Raw genomic sequence first — 25,502 nt, 5'->3', positions numbered from 1 at the left:
AACAATAAATACAAACGATATATGAAAAAGAAAGTAGTAGTAGCATTTAGTGGAGGATTGGATACTTCATTTACAGTAATGTATTTGGCTAAAGAAAAAGGATATGAAGTTTATGCCGCTTGTGCCAATACTGGTGGTTTCAGTAAAGAACAACTGAAAAAGAATGAAGAAAACGCATATAAATTAGGTGCTGTAAAATATGTTACACTTGATGTAACCAAAGAATATTACGAAAAGAGTCTGAAATATATGATTTTCGGAAATGTTCTACGCAACGGTACATACCCGATCTCTGTTAGTTCTGAACGTATTTTTCAGGCTTTAGCAATTGCCCGTTATGCTAACGAAATAGGAGCTGATGCCATAGCGCATGGTTCAACAGGAGCAGGTAATGATCAAGTACGTTTTGATATGACATTCCTTGTATTGGCTCCTAATGTTGAAATCATCACATTAACTCGTGATATGGCACTAAGCCGTGACTATGAAATTAATTATTTGAAAGAGCATGGTTTTGAAGCCGATTTTACGAAATTGAAATACTCTTATAATGTAGGTCTGTGGGGAACATCCATTTGTGGTGGAGAAATTTTAGATTCTGCTCAAGGTCTGCCTGAATCAGCCTACTTGAAACAAGTTACTAAAACCGGTTCCGAACAACTTCGCTTAGAATTTAAGAAAGGTGAATTATGCGCTGTCAATGGTGAAGCTTTTGATGATCCGATCAAAGCAATTCAAAAAGTTGAAGAAATAGGTTCTGCTTATGGAATTGGCCGTGACATGCACGTAGGAGATACAATTATCGGCATTAAAGGACGTGTTGGTTTTGAAGCTGCAGCTCCTATGTTGATTATCGGAGCCCATCGTTTTTTGGAAAAATATACATTAAGTAAATGGCAACAATACTGGAAAGATCAGGTTGCAAACTGGTACGGTATGTTCTTGCATGAAAGTCAATATTTGGAACCTGTTATGCGTGATATTGAAGCCATGTTACAAGAATCTCAACGCAATGTAAACGGAACAGCCATCCTGGAACTTCGTCCTCTTTCATTCTCAACTGTAGGTGTTGAATCAGATGACGATCTGGTTAAAACAAAATTTGGCGAATACGGTGAAATGCAAAAAGGCTGGACAGCTGAAGATGCCAAAGGATTTATTAAAGTTCTTTCTACTCCTTTGCGTGTTTACTATACAAACCACAAAGAGGAGGAAATATGATCAGAGTTGGTATCATTGGAGGAGCAGGATATACAGCAGGCGAATTAATTCGTCTGCTGATTAATCATCCCGATGTAGAAATCGTTTTCGTCAATAGCTCAAGTAATGCAGGTAACTTGATTACAGATGTACATGAAGGACTTTATGGAGAAACTGATATGCGTTTCACAGGAGAACTTCCTTTGGACAGCATTGATTGTTTATTTTTCTGTACAGCACACGGCGACACCAAGAAATTTATGGAATCGCACACCGTACCCGATCATGTCAAAATTATCGATCTCTCTATGGATTACAGAATAGAAAGCGAAGATCATGATTTTGTATATGGTTTACCAGAGTTGAACAGACGTAGAATTTGTACAGCAAAACACATTGCCAATCCTGGTTGTTTTGCGACCTGTATCCAGTTAGGTATTCTCCCTTTAGCCAAGCATCTTATGCTAAATGGAGATTTGCATGTCAATGCTATTACCGGATCAACGGGGGCAGGAGTCAAGCCATCTGCGACTTCTCATTTTAGCTGGCGTAATGACAACATTTCAATCTATAAGCCATTCACCCATCAACATCTGGCTGAGATCAAACAAAGTTTAAAGCAGTTACAAAACAGCTTCAACAGTGAAATCAACTTTATTCCGGTCAGAGGAAATTTCTCACGTGGGATATTTGCGACAACTTACCTGGATTGTAAAGTTGATTTAGACGAAATCAAACGTATTTATCAATCGTATTACGAAGATCATTCATTTACATTCGTGATCGACAAGAATCCTGATTTGAAGCAAGTCGTAAATACGAACAAATGTTTGATTTATTTACAAAAATATGAAGACAAACTGTTGATTGTTTCTATGATTGACAATCTACTGAAAGGAGCAAGCGGACAGGCCGTCCATAATATGAACCTTCTGTTTGGACTGGAAGAAAAAGTAGGTTTGCATCTGAAACCATCAGCATTCTAACAACGATAATGATTTTAATATATGAAACTTTTTGATGTTTATCCTTTATTCAATATAGAGATCGTAAAAGGTAAAGGTTGCCATGTTTGGGATAAAGAAGGCAATGAATACTTGGATCTATATGGAGGACATGCTGTAATTTCAGTTGGACATAGTCATCCGACCTATGTAAAAGCAATCAGCGACCAAGTAAGCAAACTCGGATTTTATTCAAATTCAGTAATTAATAGTTTGCAACAAACATTAGCCGATAAATTAGGTAAAGCATCCGGTTATGATGAATATTCATTATTCTTAATCAACTCTGGAGCTGAAGCTAATGAAAATGCTCTGAAACTTGCTTCATTCCATAATGGTAAAAAACGAGTACTTGCCTTCAAACATTCGTTTCACGGGCGGACTTCAGCTGCTGTTCGGGTTACAGACAACCCTAAAATTATCGCTCCTGTAAACGAAGGATTAGATGTTTCTTATCTGCCTCTCAACGATTCTTTTGCTGTTGAAGCCGAATTAAAAAAGGGCGATGTATCATCTGTTATCATTGAAGGAATCCAAGGTGTAGGTGGTATCCAAGTACCGACTAACGACTTTCTGCAAGACTTACGTTCGTTGTGTACAAAATATCAGGCCGTATTGATTCTCGATGAAATCCAATCAGGATACGGTCGGAGCGGTAAATTCTTTGCTCATCAATATGCAGGAATCCGTCCGGATATGATTACCGTTGCCAAAGGTATTGCTAATGGTTTTCCTATGGGAGCAGTTCTTATCAGCCCTATCTTTAAGCCATTTTATGGTATGTTAGGTACTACTTTTGGAGGTAACCATTTGGCTTGTGCAGCTGCTATTGCCGTATTAGATATCATGAATGATGAAGGATTAGTGGCCAATGCAGAAAAAGTAGGTTCTTTCCTGCTTGAAGAATTACACAAACTACCGGGTATCAAGGAAATTCGTGGACGAGGCTTAATGATTGGTATTGAATTTGAAGAACCTATCAAAGAAATTCGTTCCAAATTGCTTTTTGAGCAGAAAGTATTTACAGGAGTTGCAGGAACTAATACCATCCGCTTATTACCTCCTTTATGCCTGACCTTAGATGAAGCGGCAGAGTTTATCAGTCGTTTCCGCCAGGTCTTAGGAATCAAAGAATAACTCAGTTGTTCTTATCATATATGAAGAAGGCTGTCAAACCTATGGGTTGGCAGTCTTTTTTTATACAATCAATGCCTATATAAATTAGGATTTAGGAAGTACATAAAATAGTAACAAGACCAAAATATAAATCACCATTTAACCCCTTTACATATAAAAGTTACCCGCAAAGGTAAATGATCACTATATCCTCCTTCATATTTAAAACCATAGTATGTCCGAAACGGACGAATACCACGCCATGTCTTATCAGGTTTTAATAAAAATGACGGAGCAAACACATGAGCACTTCCTTCCTTCACATAGAAAGACTGTTTTTCCTGCAATAATGCCCCATTAACAAGGATATGATCCAGCTGATTCCACTCTCCTTGATATTTATGTGAGCCCGAAGCTTCATAAAACAGATTATACAGTCGGTTTTCTTCTAATAAATTATCCTCATGGAAGGGACTTGCTTGTAATTCCTGCTCTAAAGTTTCATCTTGAGGTGTATCATTAAAATCTCCCATGATCAATATCTTAGGAGATTTCCGAAAAAAGAATAAAGAATCTGTGCATTTCCTTAAAACACCAACAGCCTCTTTCCGCCTTTTCCTGCTGGCCAATTCACCACCATAACGAGAAGGAAGATGACATACAAATACATCCAAGGTATCTGATGAAAGGACCTCACCCCAGACATGAAGAATATTTCGGGTTGGACGTTCCCTGACTGCAGTAGGGACATGTAATTCCTCCATTCCCAACATGCGAAACTGATCACGCTGATACAATAATGCGACATTTATTCCCCGCTTGTCACATCCATGTGTCATACAATACTGATAATCCTCTTTATATAGCGGTGTTCTTCGCAGTAAATGTTCCACTACAGAATCATTTTCAACTTCACATAATCCCACCAGAGCCACACCGGTCCACTCACCCGCAGCCTGAATTACTTGAGCTACATATTGCAACTTCCGATAATAACGACTTTTCGTCCAAAAGCGATTCCCTGCTGGCGTAAATTCATCATCCTCCATCAATGGATCATTTACTGTATCAAATAAATTCTCCACATTATAGCTCATAACGCTGAAATGTATTTGGGCATTTCCCAAAACACACAAAAAGGGCAAGAAGACTACCACCCCAATAGTCAATAGGGAAATTTTCATAGTTAAAGTTTTTATATTCACACCTTATTTTTCTACAAACTCATAAGCGCCGATCGTTGGTCCGTTACTACTTTCCAATCGATTTACTCCGTACCGATCTATTGGATATTGCGCTGAAACAGCTGGATCAGCTTTTCCAACACCCAATGAAATTACCGTATCAGGACGAAAATCGAATTGATATTTGTTGGCTTCTCCACCTGTCATACGATACAATGGAGCACTATCTTCCGTTGTAAACAAGGTTGATTCAAAACGACCATTATCACTTCCAACCGTAGTCAGGACACAATGATTAAAATAATAATCAAAATCAGCCTCATCTACCGATGATAGGGCTATCTCACCTGTAAGAGGATTCTTTCCTGGTCCAAAGCTACCATCCACCAAGCAATTATCAAAATGAGCTTTCAACGGAACAATAATATTTTCTGAATTCTGCATATAAGCATTAGCCATAACCAGGCATTCTGTTGAACGCTGAACTAATCGCATGTAATTCACCAGCGAACAATGAATAAACTGACAATCTCCTCCAGCCAAAGCCACCACAGTTCCTCCGGCGTTACTAATTTCGGTATTGATTACTGTGAGCTTACTGTTGATAGATGTCAAGACATTTTCCTTCATATTTGTCAGCTGAGAATTGGATATTTCCAATTTGCTATCTTTAGGTTCTGAAGCCTCAATGGTTATACCACTTGTTCCATTCCGGATAATCGTATGTTCCAAACGATTACCATAACTCTCCGGCTTAAAATAAATGCCTCCCCATTGTCCTGGAGTCCGATCATAAGGTAAAATATCATCTAATACGAAGTCCAGACGATCCCCCCGAATTACAACCGGTTTATCCATAGTACCTTCAGCAATAAGCCGACCAGCAACAACTAAGTTTGCCTTATCGTGCATATACAGTGTTGCACCTGCTGCCAGATGCAGTGTTGCACCATCAGCTATCATAATACTGTCGTACACCAAATGGGGCAGATCTGCCGTAAATGTTGTATCACGAGTAATATGAACTCCGCCTTTATATAAATGCATATTTTGCCCGTATGCTTCCAACAATACCGTCTGTTTCCCGGCATTCGTCATGAAAACAACCGAATCTTCTACTAATAGAGGCTGATTAGAATCATTCGGATTTACATTTACCTCCACAAAAACAAACATACTGTCTTCTGCCAAAATCCCTACATTATCAAAATAGTCACCTTTTCGACCATCTACATTTAAGCGGAAACCCGACTCTCCCCCACTTGCCAGCATGATAGACTGGATATTAAGGGCCTCTTTATTCGGATTATACACCATAAATTGTTTGGTAGCCGAACCTATCGTTGTAAAAACTGTATCAAAAGACAATGTATCAACAGAAAAAGACAAACGATAATTCGGGTTAGTCGAATAATGTTCGTCCAGTCCGTCACATGATACACCTATCATTAGGAATAATGACAATAAACTAAATATAAATAAGACTGCTTTTTTCATATCTTTTCCAGTTAAGATTATTTTTCCGCACAATAATTCGCAATTCTTTCACAAAAGTAATATAAATTATGTGAACAGAAAAATAAAAAAGAGAAATTACATGAATTTATTTCACATAACTTCTCTTTTATAACGGAATAGATTGAAATTTATTTTGCAGGAATATTCTTTAACAGTTCAAGCAAATGGCTCCACCACATACCGACTGTTTTGATCTCTATTCTTTCATTAGGAGAATGAACATCCCGTAATGTCGGACCAAATGATATCATATCCAACGTAGGATACTTTTCCAAGAACAAACCACACTCAAGACCCGCATGAATAGCCATAATTTCAGGTTGCTTATGGAACAGTTGTTCATATGTCTTTTGAGCGATCTTCAAAATTACCGAATCCGGATTTGGAGCCCATCCCGGATAACCATCACCATGAGAAACATCTGCACCGGCCAACAGGAAAGTTGCAGCTACCTGATTAGCCGCCATTTCTTTGTATGATTCTATTGAACTACGCTGACTGGTTCCCACCAGGATGGTATGATTCTCCTTCATCTTCACAGAGGCTAAATTGGTAGATGTTTCCACCAATCCTTCGATGTCGTGGCTCATACCTAATACACCATGAGGGCAGGCATGCAAAGCATAAATAACTTTTTCTGCAGTAGCATTATCAATATAAAAATCAGGCTTGTCTGTCGACTCCATCACTAAACGGACATTCTTGTCTACATGCTTTAATTCATTTTCAACATCTGCGGCGAAATGATTCAGCATAATCCGTACAGTTTCTTTATCTTCCGGACGAAGACCTACTACAGCGTGCGCTTCACGGGCAATAGCATTACGCAGATTTCCTCCTTCAATTGAACAGAGTAAGAAATCTATCTTGTTTTTCTTCAGCAAAAACAAGAAACGGGCCAGTAACTTATTGGCATTTCCCAGTCCTTTATGGATTTCACCACCGGAATGTCCTCCATTCAGACCTTTTACGTCAATCCGGAAATACTGGCGGTCTGCAGGAGCCGCTTCAGCCTGATAATGGAATAATGCCTGTGTATCTTTACCACCAGCACACCCCATAAAGATCTGACCTTCATCCTCACTGTCCAGATTCAGCAAAATATTCCCTGTCATAAAACCGGCCTTCAGCGCCTTGGCTCCTGTTAAACCAGTCTCTTCATCTATTGTAAACAAACATTCAATCGGACCATGTTCAATATTATCTGAAGCAAGCAAGGCCAACTCTGCAGCCACTCCGATACCGTTGTCTGCACCTAATGTTGTTCCATTTGCGCGAAGCCACTCGCCATCTACAATGGTCTCAATCGGATCCTTTTCAAAATCATGCTGTGTACCGTTGTTTTTTTCACAAACCATGTCGACATGTGACTGCAAAACGACTGTTTCCCGGTTTTCCATACCCGGAGTTGCAGGCTTCGACATAATGATATTGCCTACTTCATCTTTCTTATAGGCTATATGATTTTTCTGAGCAAAACTCTCCAAATAGGCAACTATTTTCTCCTCCTTTTTGGACGGACGTGGCACCTTGGTGATTTCATCAAAGTATTTCCACACAATCTGAGGTTCTAAATCTGTTATCTTCATTTCATTTTAGGTATTAATAACGTTAATTATACACATAAATCGACTTAATATCGAAAAAAAGTAGAATTAAATCAGAAAAATCTACTTTATAATCGGTGAAAGCCTTATATTTGCGTCCACAAATATATAGAAAATGCTAAAAACGTTATTGCTTACATTCATAATTATTGTAATCTGTGTAGTATTACTCTGTGTGAAAGTGCTCCTGAAGAAAGGCGGACGCTTCCCGAATACACATATTGAAGGGAATAAAGCGTTGGCTAAAAAAGGCATATATTGTGCTAAGACAGAGCATCGTTTGCAAGTTCAGCATAAAAATCTATATGACAGATTGGATAATCAAACTGATAAAAAATAAAAAGATAATATTTTACATTTTATGAAGAACGTTAACTACATTATCAACGGCGTACTAGCTGTTGCCGTTGTGATTCTGTTTGTCATGCAATTTTCAGGCAAGAAAGAAGTTAGTACCACAAAAGCTGTTACTACAGACAGTGGAAGCACGGCATCAACCCTTCCTGTTGCGTATGTCAACGTTGATTCTCTCTTAGAGAATTATAATTATGCAAAAGACTTGAATGAAATCATTTTGAAAAAAGCAGAAAATTCAAGAGCCAACGTCAATCAAAAGGCTGCTTCTCTGCAAAGCGAAATGCAGGAATTTCAACGCAAAATATCTAACAACGCATTTCTGACTCAGGAAAGAGCTGAACAAGAACAGCAGCGATTGCTTAATAAGCGCCAGGAACTTCAGGATCTTGACACCCGTCTTTCTCAAGAATTGATGGAAGAACAGCAGAAATTAAACGAGCAGTTACGTGATTCGATCGTTTCTCAATTAAAAGTATTTAACCAGAGCAGAGGTTTTCAAGTTGTATTCAGCAATACAGCCGGTGACAACATTTTATTAGCGAATGACGCTTATGATATCACAGCTGAATTGTTGGAATATCTGAATAAGAACTATGCTACCAGAAAGTAAATGAAAAGTAACGAGAATCATTTTTAATTCCAACGAAGATTAAAATTGATTCTAACGAATATTACTTCTAATAAAATAATAAATCTTCCAATTAAGGCTATTTCTCTGAAACAAGGGAAATAGCCTTTGTTTTTTATATTCATTCTTGTTTTCCTGCAATCTTTCCTGAATAAAACAGCAGTCACTTCTAAAAATACCTAATTTAAGGGAGATGAAAGAACCAAAAATCACCATAATTAGTTATTTAATAAACTGCAAGGGAAAGTTACCTTTGCCAAACACTAATTAATTAATAAAGCGATGAGAATAGAAAAGATTACAGGCCGTGAGATATTGGATTCAAGAGGCAATCCAACTGTAGAAGTAGATGTATTGCTGGAATCAGGCGTAATGGGACGGGCATCAGTGCCATCTGGTGCATCAACTGGTGAACACGAAGCCTTGGAATTACGGGATCAAGACAAAAACAGATATGGAGGAAAAGGAGTCTTGAAGGCTGTCAAGAACGTCAATGAAGTGATTGCTCCTGCGTTAAAAGGAATGTCGGCATTAGATCAAATGGGTATTGATCACGCTATGTTAGCTTTGGACGGGACTCCTACGAAATCTAATTTAGGAGCCAATGCCATTTTAGGAGTATCCTTGGCAGTTGCCAAAGCGGCAGCCAATTATCTGGATATTCCTTTGTATCGTTACATCGGCGGAACGAATACATATGTAATGCCGGTTCCGATGATGAATATCATCAATGGTGGTTCACATAGTGATGCGCCTATTGCTTTTCAGGAATTTATGATACGTCCGGTTGGAGCCAGCTCATTCCATGAAGGATTGCGAATGGGAGCAGAAGTATTTCATGCTTTGAAGAAAGTATTGCATGATAGAGGATTAAGTACAGCTGTAGGAGACGAAGGTGGTTTTGCTCCGGCATTGGAAGGAACCGAAGATGCTCTGAATTCTATCTTGAAAGCTATCGAGGCTGCCGGATACAAACCGGGTAAAGACGTTATGATCGGTATGGATTGTGCCTCTTCCGAATTCTACAAAGACGGTGTTTACGACTATACTATCTTTGAAGGAGAAAAGGGCGTGAAACGTACATCCGACGAACAGATTGATTATCTGGAAAAGCTTATCAATACTTATCCGATTGATTCGATTGAAGATGGTATGAGCGAGAATGATTGGGATGGTTGGAAAAAGCTGACTCAACGTATTGGTGACCGTTGTCAATTAGTAGGTGACGATTTGTTTGTTACCAATGTTGAATTCTTATCTAAGGGAATTCAGGAAGGATGTGCCAACTCTATCTTGATTAAAGTTAATCAGATCGGCTCACTGACTGAAACGCTTAACGCCATCGAAATGGCACATCGCCATGGCTATACGACAGTAACTTCTCACCGCTCTGGCGAAACGGAAGATGCAACTATTGCAGACATCGCTGTAGCCACCAACAGCGGTCAGATTAAAACCGGTTCGTTGAGCCGTTCAGACCGTATGGCTAAATACAACCAATTGCTTCGTATTGAAGAAGAATTAGGTGAACGCGCTGTATATGGCTACAAGCGATTGAAATAACACTGTTCAATAATCATTTGAGATTTAGTTCTAAAAAAGCCCGAAGGTGCAATATCCTCCGGGCTTTTTCATGGTTTATAAAGTCACGATGCTAATTCGTTACTTCATCAAGATTAGAACTAATCTTGCACAAGATTGAAGCATGAGGTTTCAATTCCCGTTCAATCTTATCAGAGACTTTTCCTAAATTTTGTCCTGTCCATAAATCAACCACTTCGACGGGACCTTCTATTCCAAGCTGTTTTAAATCCGCACCAACTGACAGCTCTTTATCATCTGAAGTATTAAACAAAGCCAAATAAATTGCTCCCGTTTGAGGATGACGAGATGTAATGACCACTTTTTCTGTATCATAATACAGCATACGGGTATCAACAGATTTTTTATGCATCTTTAGAACTTCTTCATTGGTCAGCAATGATAAAGTAAAATCATCACAACTCGGTAAATCCCCGCCAAACATCAAGGGTGAACGGAAAATCGTAAATAACGTCATTAACGAATATTGCTCATCTTTAGTAAGACGAGTCATTCGGTCTTCTCCTCTTTCCCCACGAATAGAGATTCGTCCCAAAGGTATCATATCGCAATCAGGCCAAGTTCCCGGCGCAATATAAGGATACCATTTCTGGCAAACAGACAATAGATGCTCCACATCTCCCCAAACATCCCATACATCATTTACCATACGCCACATATTCGCATGATTACGTACATGTTCGGCCTCCTCTACCGGCGTTTCACCAGGTGATGTACTAAAAACAATGGGGCGACCACAATGATCGATTGCATAACGTATCATCTCTATTTCATCCTTATGGTAAAATGGAGCCGACAAGTCATCCACTTTTATAAAATCAACGCCCCAATCAGCATACATATTAATGATAGAATTATAGTACTCCTGTGCTCCGGGTTTAGAAGTATCAACCGTATAATTATCAGAGAGCCATTGGCATAAATTCTCTTTTGAATAAATCTGATCGGCAGTGATACCATCCGTACCTTTTATTGGCCTTTTTTGAGCTACAGCTTCTTTCGGTATTCCACGCATAATATGTATTCCAAACTTCAAACCTTTCTGATGTACATAATCGGCCAATTCCTTAAAACCTTTACCTCCTTTAGCTGAAGGAAAACGATTCACTGCCGGCTGATATCGTCCATACGCATCCAACACATAATGCGGGTCTGTCTGGTTATATCCTCCTGCTTTATCATTCTCTACATACCAACGGATATCCACCACAATATATTCCCACCCGTATTTCAACAGATGTTCTGCCATATAATCCGCATTAGCCCTTACCTCATGTTCCTCCACAGTTGGGCCATAACAATCCCAACTGTTCCATCCCATCGGAGGCGTCTGTGCCCACTCTTTAAACTCATTTTCAGCAAAAGCCTTTCGCTCTGCTTCTTTCTTCTCTGTACAAGATAACATAAAAACTACAGAGAATAAACTCAATGCAATTTCTTTTATCATATTCAACAATTTTTATCCTTCCAAAAACACGCCAGCTTTTGATGAAAAGCCGGCGTGTTTTGATGAAAAGCTGGCGTATTTTAAATCATTCCTAGGCAGGAAATAAATCAGTTGTCATTTATCCCAATAAGGTAAGGTATAAGGATTCCTATATTTATAGTAATAAAGCCGATGATTGGCTGCTTCTTCGTCATCGCCAAAGCTTAATGTGGCTGGATCCCACTTCACCGGACGTCCCAGCTCGTGAGCGATATTATTCAGACAACACATGATATTGGTACTGCAACCTACTTCAACCGGAGCAATCGGATTCCGGCGTGAACGGATACAATTAACAAAATTCTGCATGTGTGATACTTCTGCTCCCATCGGGGTATCTTTCACCAGAGAAGGATCTGAACATTCAATATAACCGCGAGCCACTTTCAGCCAACCCTTTGTTCCTATAAACTTAATGCCAAGTTCGTTGGGATTATCCTTCCGGAAGTTTTCTATCACCTGCTCGGTTACGACTGTTCCATCCGCATATTTCATCGTGCAATATTTCGTTCCGTTATATCCGGCCGGAATATATTCAACAGGACCAGATCCATCCATACCCAATGCAGCTTGTGTTATATCATAATGATGGGCACCCCAATCGCCTGTTAAACCGTTTCCCGTCTCCCGATAATAACGCCAAACTGCCCACGGACCTTTTTCTTCCATTTCCGGATTATCAATTGGCGGACACATATCCGGATGATAATGCACATTCGGACTCGTAAGCGGTCCCATCCAGGCATTGAAATTCAAATAAGGAGGAACAGGTACTTCCGGCAGATCAAACGGTTTAGGAGGCTCACCAATATGAACCTGAACACTTTCAATATGACCGATTGCACCGGCACGTACCAATTCTATCGCCCGCTGGAATTCCCGGTCCGAACGTTGCTGGCTTCCCACTTGCAATACCCGGTCGTTGGCCCGGACAGCCCGCACCAAAGCTATACTTTCAGAAATCGTATAAGTCAGCGGTTTCTGCAGATAAACATCTTTAGATGCCTGGCAAGCATGGATGGCAGCTAAAGCATGCCAATGATCGGGTGTAGCAATAGATACGACATCAATATCCTTCCGGTCCAACAGTTCCTCATAAAACTCATAAGTATCACAACGAGGATTCCAGCCGGCTTTCTTTTGCCATTCTGTAACTCGCTTCATAAAACGCTCTCTTTTCAAAGCATCTACATCACATCCGGCCACTATTTGAATGCCCGGACAATTCGAAGCCGAGTAGAAATCACTCATTCCCTGACGGCCCAAACCAATAAAACCAAAGACAATCCGATCGCTGGGAGCATATTTTTGTCCGTTAACTGACCAACTGGGTAAAATCGTTAAGCTGGCTAATCCTAAAGCTGATAAACCTAAAAACTCACGGCGGTTCATCTTTTTCGTTTGTTTTTCCATGACATGTTATAATAAAGTTCTACAATAAAGACTCTCTTAGATTTAAGTGTATCCAACCACATCCGTATCAAAAATAATGCATTTCTTTTACATTTCCTATTATTCCTGAAGAAAATATAATAGCGATCTAACATTCTGAATAGTAAGAGATACTGATTCTGAAAAACAAAATAAACGAGAACCGTTTTCAAAACCCATTAATTTCGAAAACGGTTCTCGTTTATTTTAAGAAGAGGTGTTATCCTCTCTCCTTTTCTATATCGTAAAAGATTATCAACAAGCCTTGAAGCTCATATCCAAACCTTTTACAGAATGAGTCAAAGCTCCTACAGAAATGTAATCAACTCCACACTCAGCGTACTGACGCAACGTATCAAAAGTGATTCCTCCGGATGATTCAATTTCAAAGCGTCCGCCAATCATTTCAACAGCTTTCTTCGTATCTTCAGGTGTAAAGTTATCCAGCATAATACGGTCAACGCCTCCAATTTTCAATACCTGCTGAATTTCATCGAAGTTGCGGACTTCAATTTCAATCTTCAAATCCTTATGTTTTTCTTTCAGATACTCATGGCAACGAGTGATAGCAGCCTCTATACCGCCAGCAAAGTCAACATGATTATCCTTCAACAAGATCATATCAAACAAACCGATACGATGGTTTACACCACCACCGATACGAACGGCTTCTTTCTCAATCATACGAAGTCCCGGCGTTGTCTTGCGCGTATCCAACACGCATGTTTTGGTTCCTTCCAAAGCCTTAACATATTTGCGAGTTGTTGTAGCAATACCGCTCATACGTTGCATGACATTCAGCATCAGGCGCTCAGTCTGTAACAACGACTGTACTTTACCTTCAACTACAAAGGCAATATCTCCTTTTTTAACTTCAGCACCATCCTGTATAAAAACGGTCATTTTCAAATCCGGATCAAACGTATGGAAAATCAACCGGGCCATTTCTACACCAGCCAAAACGCCGTCTTCTTTTACGATCAATTGACTTTTACCCATCTCCGTAGCCGGAATACAACACAAGGTTGTGTGATCGCCGTCGCCAATATCTTCGGCAAACGCCAGACGAATCAGTTCGGCAATAAGCTGTTCTTTTGTTTCTTTTACGTTCATCTTCTGAAATTATTCTATTCTTATTGATTGTATTACTACTTTATCCCCTTCCACCTTATACGTTACATTAACCCGGTATGACTTGTTTCCCGCAGTCAGTTTTGCTACCAAAAAACCATTGTCTTTTTTATCTGCATGATGTAATAAAGAAAAAGAAGAAGGTTTGTTCGAACTAAAAAAGCCATTCAACATCGAAACAGCCTCCTGTGCGTTACAAGTCTTTGACTTATCCGCCAGAGCCATATCGACCGATTTATCCATACATGACTGTAAAGTTGTAGCATTTCCCGTTTTTAAGGCCGTCGTAATGGTTGTTATGTCTGCTGCTTGTACATGAATTGCCGCCACAACCAAGGCAATTAACAGTAAGAGTCGTTTCATCACTGATCTTTTTTGTGAATACTGGTTACAAAGATAAGAATTTTCCCTAACTTCGTCTTTGTAAATATAGAAATATAAAATCAAATGAAAATTTGTTTAGTAGTCATCGGAAAAACAGACGCTAATTACTTTTCGGAAGCGATCCGGGAATATCAGAACAGACTTGTCCATTATATTCCTTTTGAGATGCAGGTAATTCCTGATATCAAGAACGTCAAGAACTTATCTGAAAACCAGCAGAAGGAAAAAGAAGGCGAATTAATCTTGAAATCGCTACAGGCAGGTGATTATCTGGTATTGCTTGATGAAAAAGGAAAAGAATTTACGTCCATGCAATTCGCGTCCTATTTAGAAAAGAAAATGAACACGGTTTCCCGAAGACTGGTATTCGTTATTGGCGGTCCGTATGGATTCAGCGAAGCAGTTTATCAGGCAGCTTCCGAAAAAGTCTCACTCAGCAAAATGACGTTCTCACATCAGATGATTCGCCTAATCTTCGTTGAGCAAATCTATCGGGCCATGACCATATTGAATAACGAACCTTATCATCATGAATAATTTTATATATACAGATCAGATATGAAAATAGTAGTTTTAGATGGCAGAACACTCAACAAAGGAGATTTATCCTGGGATAGCCTACAGGCATTAGGAGAGTGTCATATCTACGAAAACACGCAAGAAGGCGAAGTAATTGAACGTTGCCAGGGCGCAGAAATAGTCCTGACCAATAAAGTCCGTATCCTGAAAAAGGAAATGGAAGCTCTTCCCGCATTGAAATATATCGGTGTTTTGGCGACAGGCTACAACGTGATTGACATTGAAGAAGCGAAAAAACGTGGAATCATTGTCACGAATATTCCAGCCTACAGTACAGACTCTGTCGTTCAAATGGTATTTGCCCACATCCTCAATATTGCGAATCAGGTAGAACATTATACACAGGAAATCAGAGAGGGAAAATGGACGCAGAATCCGGATTTCTGCTATTGGAACACCAAGCTGTTTGAGCTGGCGGGTAAAAAGTTGGGTATTGTGGGACTCGGACATATCGGTATGTCGGTAGCTCACGTAGCTCATGCGTTTGGAATGCACGTACTGGCACTTACATCTAAGTCTAAAGATCAGTTGGAAGATTATATCACTCCGGTTGATAAAGAAACCCTTTTCCGTGAAAGTGATATACTGACGCTCCACTGTCCGCTCACAGCCGATACTCATCATTTCGTCAATAAAGAAATGCTTTCGCTTATGAAACCTTCGGCTATCTTGATCAATACAGGCAGAGGACCTTTGATTGACGAACAAGCCGTAGCAGAAGCACTCAACAACCGGACTTTATTTGCGGCTGGCATGGATGTGATGTCAACAGAACCGCCATTAGCCGATAATCCGCTTCTGACGGCAACCCAATGTTATATCACGCCCCATATTGCCTGGGCTACTTATGAAGCACGCGTACGTCTGATGCAGATCGCCATTCAAAACATACGTTCTTTCCAGGAAGGACACATCATTAATAATGTAGCTATCTGAAAAGGATAAAAAGGAAACAAGGCTTGGCAGCAAACTGCCAAAGCCTTGTCCATTACAATTCACACACTCTCTTTTACGGATATTTTTCTTTTATCATAATAGCATATCGTCATCTCTCCCTTGGCCGGCAGATCATTGTCTTGTGTCTCAGAAACAACTATCCGGCGAAGTGTCAGCACATAATCCCCTTTCGGTACATTGGTAAAAGTAACCTCTCTTCCATCGTCTGATAAACTGCCATAATAAATCGCGTAGTTATCTTTCTCTGTTTCCAATGTTACTTCTATCTTTTCACCGGTCTTCAGCGCATCTCCTTCCCATTTCCAAGCCACATTATTCTGAATAGCGGCCAGATTTGCAGGAATGGCTACCGGAAGAACAGATGATTTTAATGCTGTATTTTTATATTGTTTGTTTTTAGCGCGCTGAAAAGTAAAATCCACCTGATCTACCTTTCCTAATTTTAAGGAATAACTATAATCAATCGGAGCTTTATCATTTACGTAATGATAGGCCATTGACTTATCATTCGCCATAATCTGTTGCTCTCCTGTCAGTTTTAACTCATTAAAAGCCTTATCTTTGTCTTTGACAAAACGGGCATAAACCCATGTATCCTGTGTGCTGGAAAATTCAACCCGATACTTCTGAAAAACGACATCTGTAGCTTTCAGATCTTCCGATAATTCTTCTGTACAAGAGAATAAACAGCTACACATAAGTAATGCCAATACACAGCTCACTATATATCCACTCCTTTTCATCCAAAAATTTACACGTTTCATAAATCTAATTATTAAATAATTCAATACAAGTTTTTTGCTCAAGCAGGTCTCAATGAATGTACCTAAAAGACTTCAGTCGAGAAACCTTGCTTCCCATTTCAATTTATTGAAGGGAAGGCAGCCGGCGTTCGCCTTACCTAACAATAAACGGAACAACAAAACTTAACTAAACAATCTATTTTAATTTAAGACCTTAGTCCTATCATAAATGGAAATACAGTAAGACGAAATCATATTCTTATGTATGGAAAAAGCTTTTATCCGAAAACATATCGTCTTGCGTTGATTTCCGGATGCAAAGATAGAGTACTTATTCCTTCGAAAGCAAAAAAATCGATGTACATAGGTGTTATCATAAATATATAATTATCAGTTGATTAATACAAATATATTATATAACACAATGTACAACTGCTATTTTATGCCCAATTTATTTCCATCGTAAAGCCAATATTCATCATATTTTATATATTTGCAACATGGGAAAAAAACTCAACATAATACGAATAACAAGACAACAATATCTAGGTATATTTATTTCTTTAGGATTTATCTTGTCCTTGTTTTTATCAGCTTGCAACGAAAAGAAGAACAAGACATACTTATTAACTCTTGAAGAAAAGATAAATCAACCGGACTCTGTGCTTTTAGCTTTACAGCAAATTGATTCTACTCAACTGAAAAAAGGCGATAAAGCATTGTATACCTATCTTCAATACGCCTGCTTAGATAAGCTAAAAAAGTTACCAGAAAACAGTCAGCCATTAGAACAGGCCTTGTCTTTCTTTATAAGCCAAAATGATTCTGACAGGCTGTGTAACATGTATTATCTTAAAGGGAAAATCAATCATAAACATTTTTACCTGTTAAAAGCGCAAGATGATTATGAAACAGCCTGTCAATATATTACGCCGCATACGGATTATAAATTGAGAATTGATCTAAAAATCAGTATGGGGAAATTGTATCATTTCTACCGCATTTACAATCAGGAGGAAACCCTTTTAGACGAGGCATCGCAATTAGCCATCCAGAATCAGGATTCATCCCTGATCACCAAATTATATATACTAAAAAGTAATCTGCTGAAGGAACAAAAGCGATACAAAGAAGCTTTAGCGTTTTTACATAAGACACAACCTTATACAAAGGCTGTTTCGACAAAACAAAGGGCTAAATTATATAACGAGTCGAGTATCATTCATTTATTCCTGTTACAAACAGATTCTGCCTATTATTATATGAACTTAGCTGCCCAAACAGATAGTCTGAATCCTCGATACAGACTACAACGAGAGGGACTGAAAGCCTATATCCAAAAGAAGGAATCAGCTATCGATTATTTCTGGAAGGTCATAGAAGCTATGCCGTTAGAGAAAAGAATCTTAGCCTACCGGTACGCTGCCAATGAAATGAAGCAGCAAGGCAAATTGGACGAATCACGTAAATTCCTGGAAGAACATGTACGCTTGCGGGATTCGACATATTTTGGTCGTAAGGAAGAATTACTGGAAAGAATACAAAACCTGCGTGAATACAAAACTCAGCAAGAGCATATTGTGCAGGTTGAGAAGGATCTGGCCGACAAAGTATTGCTTTTGCATCGGGTTGTAGCCTTTTTCGTCATTGTCATTTTATCTGTCTTTTTGTTTTATTACCGGATCAAACAGAACAAGAACAAATTGAAGATCCAGTTGCTTCGGACTGAACAAGAAAGAAACCAAAGTGATCTTAAAAGGAAAGAAGCGGAAATTCAATACCTGAAAGAGAAGGAAGAAAAAGAAGCGATTGCCCTTGCAAGATTGAATCAACGGCTTGAGTATTTCAAGCAGCTGAACGAAATAACTATTCCCATCTTGATGCAAAACCGGAATAAATCCGGAGCTTTGCATTTACAGGAAAATGACTGGACCATTATCCGTAATAATACAAATGCCTGTTTTGATCATTTTACCGACAGGCTGAAGGGACTTTATCCACAACTGACAGAAGAGGAAATCAATTTCTGCTGTCTGGTAAAAATGGAATTGCCTTTATCTGTCCTGGCTGAAATCTATCATATAGCTAAAGGCAGTATCTCACGCAAGAAAATGAGACTAAAGGAGAAAATCGGCATTGAAAATAGGAGTTTCGATGAGTTTATTACGTCCTTATAACAGCAGAAGAGTCAGACCAAGATCTTCTTGATTCTGACTCTCCTACTATATATGATTCGATTACGAACTTTACCAACAATTTCTCGTCTGCTGCATCAGCCAATAATCCAATATCGTCATGGCGGCCATTGCTTCCACGATAGGAACAGCCCGAGGTAATACACATGCATCATGCCTTCCACGAGCTTTCAGGATCGTATCATTACCTTCCATATCAACGGTCTCCTGTTCTCTTAATAAAGTAGCAACCGATTTAAATGCTACCCGGAAATAAATAGGTTGACCATTAGAAATGCCACCTTGGATACCACCTGAATGGTTGGTACGAACATTGATCTTCCCATTATCATTAAAGAAACAATCGTTCCGCTCTGATCCGCGGTATCCGGCCGCAGCAAAACCATCTCCATATTCAAAACCTTTGACGGCATTGATTGAAAGCATCGCATTTCCCAGTGCAGCGTGCAGTTTACCAAAGACCGGCTCGCCCAATCCCACAGGTACTCCCGTAATGACACCGGATATAATACCACCAATCGTATCACCTTGTCCTTTAACCTTGGCTATTAATTCTTCCATTTCAACAGCCTTTTCCGGGTCAGGACAACGCACCGGATTTTCTTCAATCCGGCTCAAATCATATGCTTCCCAGGATTTATCCAGACAAATATTCCCGACCTGAGATGTATAAGCATTGATATCGATTCCCTGCTTTGCCAAGATTTGACGGGCAATTGCACCGGCTACACAACGGGAAATCGTTTCTCGTGCTGATGAGCGGCCTCCGCCTCTCGGGTCACGAATGCCATATTTCATCTGATATGTATAATCAGCATGCGACGGACGATACACCTGCTTCATATTATCATAGTCGGCAGAATGCTGATTCTTGTTCCAGACAATAAATCCGATGGGTGTTCCCGTTGTCTTTCCTTCGTAAATACCGGAAAGGAACTGCACTTCATCATCTTCCTTTCTTGGAGTCGTAATCCGGGACTGTCCGGGTTTTCTTCGGTTCAATTCTCTCTGAATTGCTTCCATATCCAGTTCAAAGCCCGAAGGACAGCCATCAATCACACCTCCAATACCAGGGCCATGCGACTCGCCAAACGAAGTAAGTCTGAATATATTTCCAAATGTATTCATAAAACCCGAACTTGTATGATAGATTTATTTAATGACAACCACCGCAACCACAGCTATCTCCATGGTCATGGTCTCCACAACCACCACCGCAGCTATCGCAACCGCAGCCACAGCCTCCGGCCGGAGCAGTCATCGCAGCGATTTCTTCAGCTGTAGGATCATGCACGTCGATTACCTCTCCTTTGAAATGCAAAGTTTCACCTGCCAACGGATGATTGAAATCCATGACAACTACATCATCACGTACTTCCAGAACAGAACCATTCATCCGGTTTCCGTTTGAATCCATCATCGGAACTGTACGTCCTTCCTGAATCATCTCAGAGTCGAATTTACCATCTACTTCAAAGATATTCTTCGGCAGATCCAGTACGTAGTCTTCTTTGTATTCTCCATAGGCGTTTTCCGGAGCAATTGTAAAATCAAATCCGGCTCCTGATTCCAAACCCATTAAAGCATCCTCAAATGCCTGGATCATCGATCCGGTTCCATAAATAAACTTCAATGGAACTTCGCGTGTTGCTTTTTCCATCAATTCACGTTCTTCTCCTTCACCGACATACAGGTCATAGGTTACTGCAACGAATTTGTTTGCTGAAATTTTCATCTGTCTTTTTTATTTTGATTGATATATTGAGGACAAATATACAACTTATTTTCAACTGGTCCTTATACCTTCATTGAAAATCCTACCCGATAGCTTTCTTCAAAGATTCAAGTGCCTTGCTCAAAATAGAACGCGGGCAGCCTACGTTCAACCGCATGAAGCCTTCTCCTTCTTTTCCAAACATGGTTCCGTCGTTCAAGGCTAATCCTGCCTTGTCTTCAAACAGGTGAACCAAATCCGGTTGTGACAAACCAAGCTCCCGGCAGTCAAGCCAAATCAGGAAAGATGCCTGCGGACGATAGGCCTTTATCTGCGGAATGTTTTTCTTCAGATACTCATCTACGAAATTGACATTCTCAATGACATACGAACGCATCTGCTGTAACCATTCCGCTCCATAGGTATAAGCCGCTTTGGTGGCGGTGAAAGCAAAGATCGTTCCTGCATTCAATTCACCAGCTTCCAGGAAGGAATAAAATTTCTCCCGCAATTGGGCATCCGGAACAATGGCATACGAACTGACGATACCAGCGATATTGAATGTTTTACTTGGAGCCATAAACGTCACACTGCAGGCAGCAGCCTCGGGCGAAACCGTAGCAAACGGATGGTGTCTGAACTGCGGATAAGTCAACTCTGCATGGATTTCATCTGAAATAACCAGGATTCCATGGGCTGAACAAATCTGGGCCAACTTAACCAAAGCCTCTTTTTCCCACACAATACCACCCGGATTATGCGGATTGGAAAGGATCAGCATCTTACAGTCCTTATCAATCAGACTTTCCAGTTGTTCGAAATCCATCTTATATACGCCATCTTCCAGTTTCAACGGATTATAAACCACTTCGCGTCCCATACGGGTCGGAACCAAACGAAACGGATGATAAACTGGAGGCTGTATGATTACTTTATCACCAGGTTGGGTAAAACACTGAACTGCCAGGCCTATTCCTTTCACAATACCGGGGATATAAGTAATCCATTCCCGCTCAGCTTTCCAATTATATTTATAATGTAACCAGGTAAGAATACTTGCATAATATTCATCATCATCGAACGTATATCCGAAAATAGGATGTTCACACCGTTTTTTCAAGGCATCAATGATAAAATCTGGTGTTGCAAAATCCATGTCTGCTACCCATAATGGTATCAGATTCTCTTTTCCTTGATAAGCGTCCTTCAGTCCGTCGTATTTCACACAACTGGTTCCTTTGCGGTTAATAACCTCATCAAAATTATAATGTTTCATTTCTTTATAATAGACTTATACTTTTTAGGGGACAAAAATAATATAATTCAAGAATCTATCTTCATATTCAGTCAATTCTTTTCTGGCTTTCTCAGACAGACCAGTTAATCGGAGTCATCCCATGTTGCACCAAGAATGCATTCGCCTTACTGAAATGACGGCATCCGAAGAAACCATGATCCGCCGAACGAGGTGAAGGATGAGCCGCAGTTAATATCAGATGTTTACGCTGATCGATCAACGGAATCTTCTCTTTAGCATAAGCTCCCCACAACATAAAGACCAAATGTTCCCGTTCTTCACTCAACAACCGGATAACGGCATCGGTAAAGGTTTCCCATCCTTTCCCTTTATGCGAACCGGTTTGATAGGCCCGCACGGTCAAAACCGTATTCATCGAGAAGACTCCCTGTTCCACCCATTTATCCAGACAACCGGAAGAAGGCACAGGAAGTCCCAGATCGGTATGGATTTCCTGATAAATATTGGCCAGCGAACCGGGAACCGGCGTATGTTCCGGTACGGAAAAGCAAACACCATAATATTGTCCTGGAGTCGGATACGGGTCTTGTCCTAAAATAACGACCTTAACTTGTTCAAACGGACAGGCATTAAAGATATGGAATATCTGTGATCCTTTGGGAAGTACATGATAATGCGCGTATTCGTCTTTCACAAAGGCCGCCAACCGGGCAAAATAAGGCTGATCAAATTCCTTCTGAAGTCTTTTCTGCCAACTGTCTGCTATTTTGACTTGCATATACAATCTTCTTTCTAAAAAGTTCCTTATTTATTGACCGTACCCCGTACCAGATCATATACTTTTCCGGCTTCTGTCATCAGATCATATTCATAAACTTTCAGCAACAACGGGTATTGCGGTTGAATTTCATCTGATACCAACGGTTCTTTTATCTGGGCTGTTTTATAAAACGGATTCGGATTCTCTCCTTTAGCCTCGGCAAGTCCTTTTCCCTGTAACGGCACATACGAACGAATCCGTAAAAGTCCGCCCAGACGAGCATGAATCTTTCCGGACAAAAACTGACCATTTTTCCATTTCATATCTACCACAAATCCGCCACGAGCTGCCAACCCTTTCACTTCACCCTCCTGCCAAGCTTCCGGTAAAGCCGGAAGGACATGCAGAGCACCGTCATGACTTTGCAATAACATTTCGGCTACACCGGCCGTATAGCCGAAGTTTCCATCAATCTGGAAAGGCGGATGTGCATCCAGCATATTCGGATAAATCCGTCCTTGCGGATATTCTGTCTGCAACTCATCATTGGGCAACAAAGACAACAAGCTGCAAACCATTCTATAGGCATGATTTCCATCCAGCAGACGTGCCCAGAGATTAATTTTCCAACCCATCGACCAGCCTGTTGCTTCGTCTCCTCGTTGGATCAACGTATTCTTCGCCGCTTGAAACAAAAGCGGATGGGAATAAGGAGAAATCTGATTACTGGGATAAAGGCCATACACATGCGAAATATGCCGATGCTGGTCTTTTGGATTGTCGGCATCTTCCAGCCATTCCTGCAACTGATTGTATTTTCCGATCTGCATCGGTGGCAACTGTCCCAACATTCGCTGCAATGAGTCTTGATAAGCAACGGGTTCACCTAATATTTCCGCGGCCTCTCTGGCCTGACTCAATACATCAAAGACGATCTGATTATCCATAGTACACCCGGCTGTAATGGTTGATGCCTGGTTCACATCTTCTCCGCCCGGACCATGTTCGGGAGACATGGATGGAGCACTGACCATCCAGCCATATTTAGGGTGTTTTACCAAGAAAGACAAGAAGAAATCGGCGGCACCTTTTAGAACCGGATAAACCTCTTTCAGGAAGGCTTTATCTCCCGAATATAAATAATGTTGCCACAAATGAGTCGAAAGCCAGGCACCGCCATTGGGCCATGTCCCGTAAAAAGCATTATCAACCGGACCAGTTATCCGCCATAAATCGGTATTATGATGAGCCACCCAACCTTTGGCTCCATACATAACCCGGGCCGTTTCCTGTCCGGTTACCGACAAATCTTTCAACATGGCAAACAGCGGTTCATGTGTTTCCGGTAAGTTCGTTACCTCAGCCGGCCAGTAATTCATTTCCGTATTGATATTGATCGTATATTTCGAATCCCACGGAGGCAACAGCATATTATTCCAAATTCCCTGCAAGTTGGCAGGCTGTCCGCCAGGTTGCGACGAAGAAATCAGCAGATAGCGGCCATATTGAAACATCAGCGCTACCAAAGGTAAATCCTTTCCTTCCTGAAACCGGACTATGCGTTCGGTTGTTTCCAGCTGTTCGGCTTCGCTTTGTCCCAAATCCAACGACACCCGACTGTATTGTTGCCGGTAGCGGTTGATATGATCCCGACGGGCTTCTGCATAGGTTTTCTGCATCGCCGACGACAACTGCCGGGAAGCCTTTTTCCCTTCATTCGCACCAACAGTCTGATAATCGACGAAGTTCGTGGCTGCCGTCACATACAAGGTTACCGTATCGGCATCTTCTATATAAATATGCTGGTTATCCAGTTTCATTTTTCCGCCGGCCACATCGGCTTGCGTTTGCGTTTCTACTTCAATAACGCCCCGGATTCCTTCATGATCCGTTCCCCGACTCTGCATAATCAGTTCCTTTCCCTTCCGAAAGATCTTGCTTTTCAACGGAGAATCATATCCGATTGTCAGGTCCAGTTGCCCCGGCTTATCAGCCATATACCGGATAATGACAACAGGATCAACCTGCGAAGCAAATACTTCCCGCTTATAATGCACGCCATCTGCCTGATAGCGCGTTGTCGCGATGGCGGTTTCCAGATTCAAATCCCGAAAATAATCCGAAACTTGTTCAGGCGAAGTTCCTTTAATCACCAAGCTGCCCAACGTCAGGTAAGGCATTCCGTGCGAAGTACTGTAAAAAGTCTTGTCGATCAGCTTTTGGGCATCCGCATTCTTCCCGGCAAAAATCAAGTGTCTGACCGAGTCCAGATGGGCAAGAGCTGCCGGATTATCATTCCGATGCGGTCCACCCGCCCAAAAGGTTTCTTCATTCAACTGGATCTCTTCCCGTTCGATTCCACCATAAACCATGGCACCCAAACGGGAATTTCCCAAAGGCAATGCTTCCGACCAGCATTCGGCCGGCTGCTTATACCATAATTTCCATCTGCCACTATCCGCTACAGATATTTCATCTTGGGCCTGAGTATAATAAGGTAACAAACTTATACAAACCCAAAGGACATACACGAGGTTGTTTTTCATACGTTTTTCTTTATCCGGCTTTCATTAATACCTATGTAGGCAAATGTAGTCATTTCAGTAAGTAAAAAACACAGATTCCGTCTATTATTTTTATTTTCTTCC

The 25,502-nt window shown here is 40.6% G+C and carries 21 protein-coding genes; 8 read left to right on the top strand and 13 right to left on the bottom strand.

Annotation, left to right across the window (positions count from 1 at the left end):
• The first annotated feature begins 21 nt into the window (after positions 1-21).
• From NEE14_RS00280 to NEE14_RS00270, 3 genes are read left to right on the top strand one after another with little or no spacing between them, the layout of a single operon-like run.
• Positions 22-1,221 carry an argininosuccinate synthase gene (locus NEE14_RS00280; protein ID WP_251966277.1) on the top strand — a complete coding sequence of 400 codons (1,200 nt, stop codon included), beginning with the start codon at positions 22-24 and terminating at the stop codon, positions 1,219-1,221.
• Positions 1,218-2,186: an N-acetyl-gamma-glutamyl-phosphate reductase gene (gene argC, locus NEE14_RS00275; protein WP_251966276.1), complete on the top strand. Its 969-nt coding sequence runs from the start codon at positions 1,218-1,220 to the stop codon at positions 2,184-2,186. The genes NEE14_RS00280 and argC overlap by 4 nt, the downstream gene beginning before the upstream one ends.
• A 21-nt stretch (positions 2,187-2,207) precedes the next feature.
• The gene (locus tag NEE14_RS00270; RefSeq protein WP_251966275.1) at positions 2,208-3,341 is read left to right on the top strand and encodes an aspartate aminotransferase family protein; all 1,134 of its coding nucleotides are present in this window, start codon (positions 2,208-2,210) and stop codon (positions 3,339-3,341) included.
• 131 nt (positions 3,342-3,472) lie between these two features.
• Here NEE14_RS00270 and NEE14_RS00265 read toward each other — a convergent pair whose 3' ends face one another.
• The 3 genes from NEE14_RS00265 to NEE14_RS00255 form a co-directional block, all read right to left on the bottom strand.
• Complete coding sequence (locus tag NEE14_RS00265; RefSeq protein WP_251966274.1) at positions 3,473-4,504, bottom strand: endonuclease/exonuclease/phosphatase family protein; 1,032 nt, start codon at positions 4,502-4,504, stop codon at positions 3,473-3,475.
• A gap of 24 nt (positions 4,505-4,528) precedes the next feature.
• Positions 4,529-6,001 carry a hypothetical protein gene (locus NEE14_RS00260; protein WP_251966273.1) on the bottom strand — a complete coding sequence of 491 codons (1,473 nt, stop codon included), beginning with the start codon at positions 5,999-6,001 and terminating at the stop codon, positions 4,529-4,531.
• Positions 6,002-6,150: 149 nt separating this feature from the next.
• Complete coding sequence (locus tag NEE14_RS00255) at positions 6,151-7,611, bottom strand: aminoacyl-histidine dipeptidase (RefSeq protein WP_251966272.1); 1,461 nt, start codon at positions 7,609-7,611, stop codon at positions 6,151-6,153.
• Positions 7,612-7,990: 379 nt separating this feature from the next.
• On the opposite strand from NEE14_RS00255, the gene NEE14_RS00245 reads away from it, so the two are divergent.
• Together NEE14_RS00245 and eno are read left to right on the top strand one after the other, a co-directional pair.
• Positions 7,991-8,596 (top strand): OmpH family outer membrane protein, encoded by a 606-nt coding sequence (locus NEE14_RS00245; RefSeq protein ID WP_251966271.1) that lies wholly within the window; start codon positions 7,991-7,993, stop codon positions 8,594-8,596.
• Positions 8,597-8,896: 300 nt separating this feature from the next.
• A complete protein-coding gene (gene eno, locus NEE14_RS00240; RefSeq protein ID WP_251966270.1) occupies positions 8,897-10,177 on the top strand; it encodes a phosphopyruvate hydratase in 1,281 nt (426 codons plus the stop codon).
• 91 nt (positions 10,178-10,268) lie between these two features.
• Here the strand turns inward: eno and NEE14_RS00235 are convergent, their stop codons facing one another.
• The 4 genes from NEE14_RS00235 to NEE14_RS00220 all read right to left on the bottom strand — a co-directional run bounded on the left by NEE14_RS00235 (position 10,269) and on the right by NEE14_RS00220 (position 14,627).
• Positions 10,269-11,663, bottom strand: coding sequence for a glycoside hydrolase family 27 protein (locus NEE14_RS00235; protein WP_251966269.1), 1,395 nt, complete (start codon positions 11,661-11,663; stop codon positions 10,269-10,271).
• A gap of 114 nt (positions 11,664-11,777) precedes the next feature.
• Entirely contained in the window at positions 11,778-13,115 is a 1,338-nt protein-coding gene (locus tag NEE14_RS00230) for a Gfo/Idh/MocA family protein (RefSeq protein ID WP_251966268.1), read from the bottom strand.
• Positions 13,116-13,388: 273 nt separating this feature from the next.
• Positions 13,389-14,246 (bottom strand): carboxylating nicotinate-nucleotide diphosphorylase, encoded by an 858-nt coding sequence (gene nadC / locus NEE14_RS00225; RefSeq protein WP_251966267.1) that lies wholly within the window; start codon positions 14,244-14,246, stop codon positions 13,389-13,391.
• Positions 14,247-14,255: 9 nt separating this feature from the next.
• Positions 14,256-14,627: a DUF4783 domain-containing protein gene (locus NEE14_RS00220; protein ID WP_251966266.1), complete on the bottom strand. Its 372-nt coding sequence runs from the start codon at positions 14,625-14,627 to the stop codon at positions 14,256-14,258.
• Between the two features lie 84 nt (positions 14,628-14,711).
• On the opposite strand from NEE14_RS00220, the gene rlmH reads away from it, so the two are divergent.
• Both rlmH and NEE14_RS00210 read left to right on the top strand, forming a co-directional pair.
• Complete coding sequence (gene rlmH / locus NEE14_RS00215) at positions 14,712-15,185, top strand: 23S rRNA (pseudouridine(1915)-N(3))-methyltransferase RlmH (protein ID WP_251966265.1); 474 nt, start codon at positions 14,712-14,714, stop codon at positions 15,183-15,185.
• A gap of 21 nt (positions 15,186-15,206) precedes the next feature.
• On the top strand, positions 15,207-16,163 hold the full coding sequence (locus tag NEE14_RS00210; RefSeq protein ID WP_251966264.1) for a D-2-hydroxyacid dehydrogenase: 957 nt from the start codon (positions 15,207-15,209) through the stop codon (positions 16,161-16,163).
• A 59-nt stretch (positions 16,164-16,222) separates the two neighbouring features.
• Here the strand turns inward: NEE14_RS00210 and NEE14_RS00205 are convergent, their stop codons facing one another.
• Positions 16,223-16,948 (bottom strand): hypothetical protein, encoded by a 726-nt coding sequence (locus tag NEE14_RS00205; RefSeq protein ID WP_251966263.1) that lies wholly within the window; start codon positions 16,946-16,948, stop codon positions 16,223-16,225.
• An 821-nt stretch (positions 16,949-17,769) separates the two neighbouring features.
• On the opposite strand from NEE14_RS00205, the gene NEE14_RS00200 reads away from it, so the two are divergent.
• The gene (locus NEE14_RS00200) at positions 17,770-19,104 is read left to right on the top strand and encodes a tetratricopeptide repeat protein (RefSeq protein WP_251966262.1); all 1,335 of its coding nucleotides are present in this window, start codon (positions 17,770-17,772) and stop codon (positions 19,102-19,104) included.
• A gap of 69 nt (positions 19,105-19,173) precedes the next feature.
• Here NEE14_RS00200 and aroC read toward each other — a convergent pair whose 3' ends face one another.
• The 5 genes from aroC to NEE14_RS00175 form a co-directional block, all read right to left on the bottom strand.
• Positions 19,174-20,250, bottom strand: a complete 1,077-nt coding sequence (gene aroC / locus NEE14_RS00195; RefSeq protein WP_251966261.1) for a chorismate synthase — start codon at positions 20,248-20,250, stop codon at positions 19,174-19,176.
• A 28-nt stretch (positions 20,251-20,278) separates the two neighbouring features.
• Positions 20,279-20,857 (bottom strand): FKBP-type peptidyl-prolyl cis-trans isomerase, encoded by a 579-nt coding sequence (locus NEE14_RS00190; RefSeq protein WP_251966260.1) that lies wholly within the window; start codon positions 20,855-20,857, stop codon positions 20,279-20,281.
• Positions 20,858-20,939: 82 nt separating this feature from the next.
• Entirely contained in the window at positions 20,940-22,112 is a 1,173-nt protein-coding gene (locus tag NEE14_RS00185; protein ID WP_251966259.1) for a MalY/PatB family protein, read from the bottom strand.
• Between the two features lie 91 nt (positions 22,113-22,203).
• Positions 22,204-22,872 (bottom strand): uracil-DNA glycosylase, encoded by a 669-nt coding sequence (gene ung, locus NEE14_RS00180; protein WP_251966258.1) that lies wholly within the window; start codon positions 22,870-22,872, stop codon positions 22,204-22,206.
• A 26-nt stretch (positions 22,873-22,898) separates the two neighbouring features.
• On the bottom strand, positions 22,899-25,400 hold the full coding sequence (locus NEE14_RS00175; RefSeq protein WP_251966257.1) for a glycoside hydrolase family 95 protein: 2,502 nt from the start codon (positions 25,398-25,400) through the stop codon (positions 22,899-22,901).
• Positions 25,401-25,502: the final 102 nt, after the last annotated feature.

Source organism: Parabacteroides sp. AD58, assembly GCF_023744375.2.
Classification (GTDB): Bacteria; Bacteroidota; Bacteroidia; order Bacteroidales; family Tannerellaceae; genus Parabacteroides; species Parabacteroides absconsus.
The sequence above is the reverse complement of the archived record's forward strand: the minus strand, read 5'-3'. Positions and strand labels throughout refer to the sequence as shown.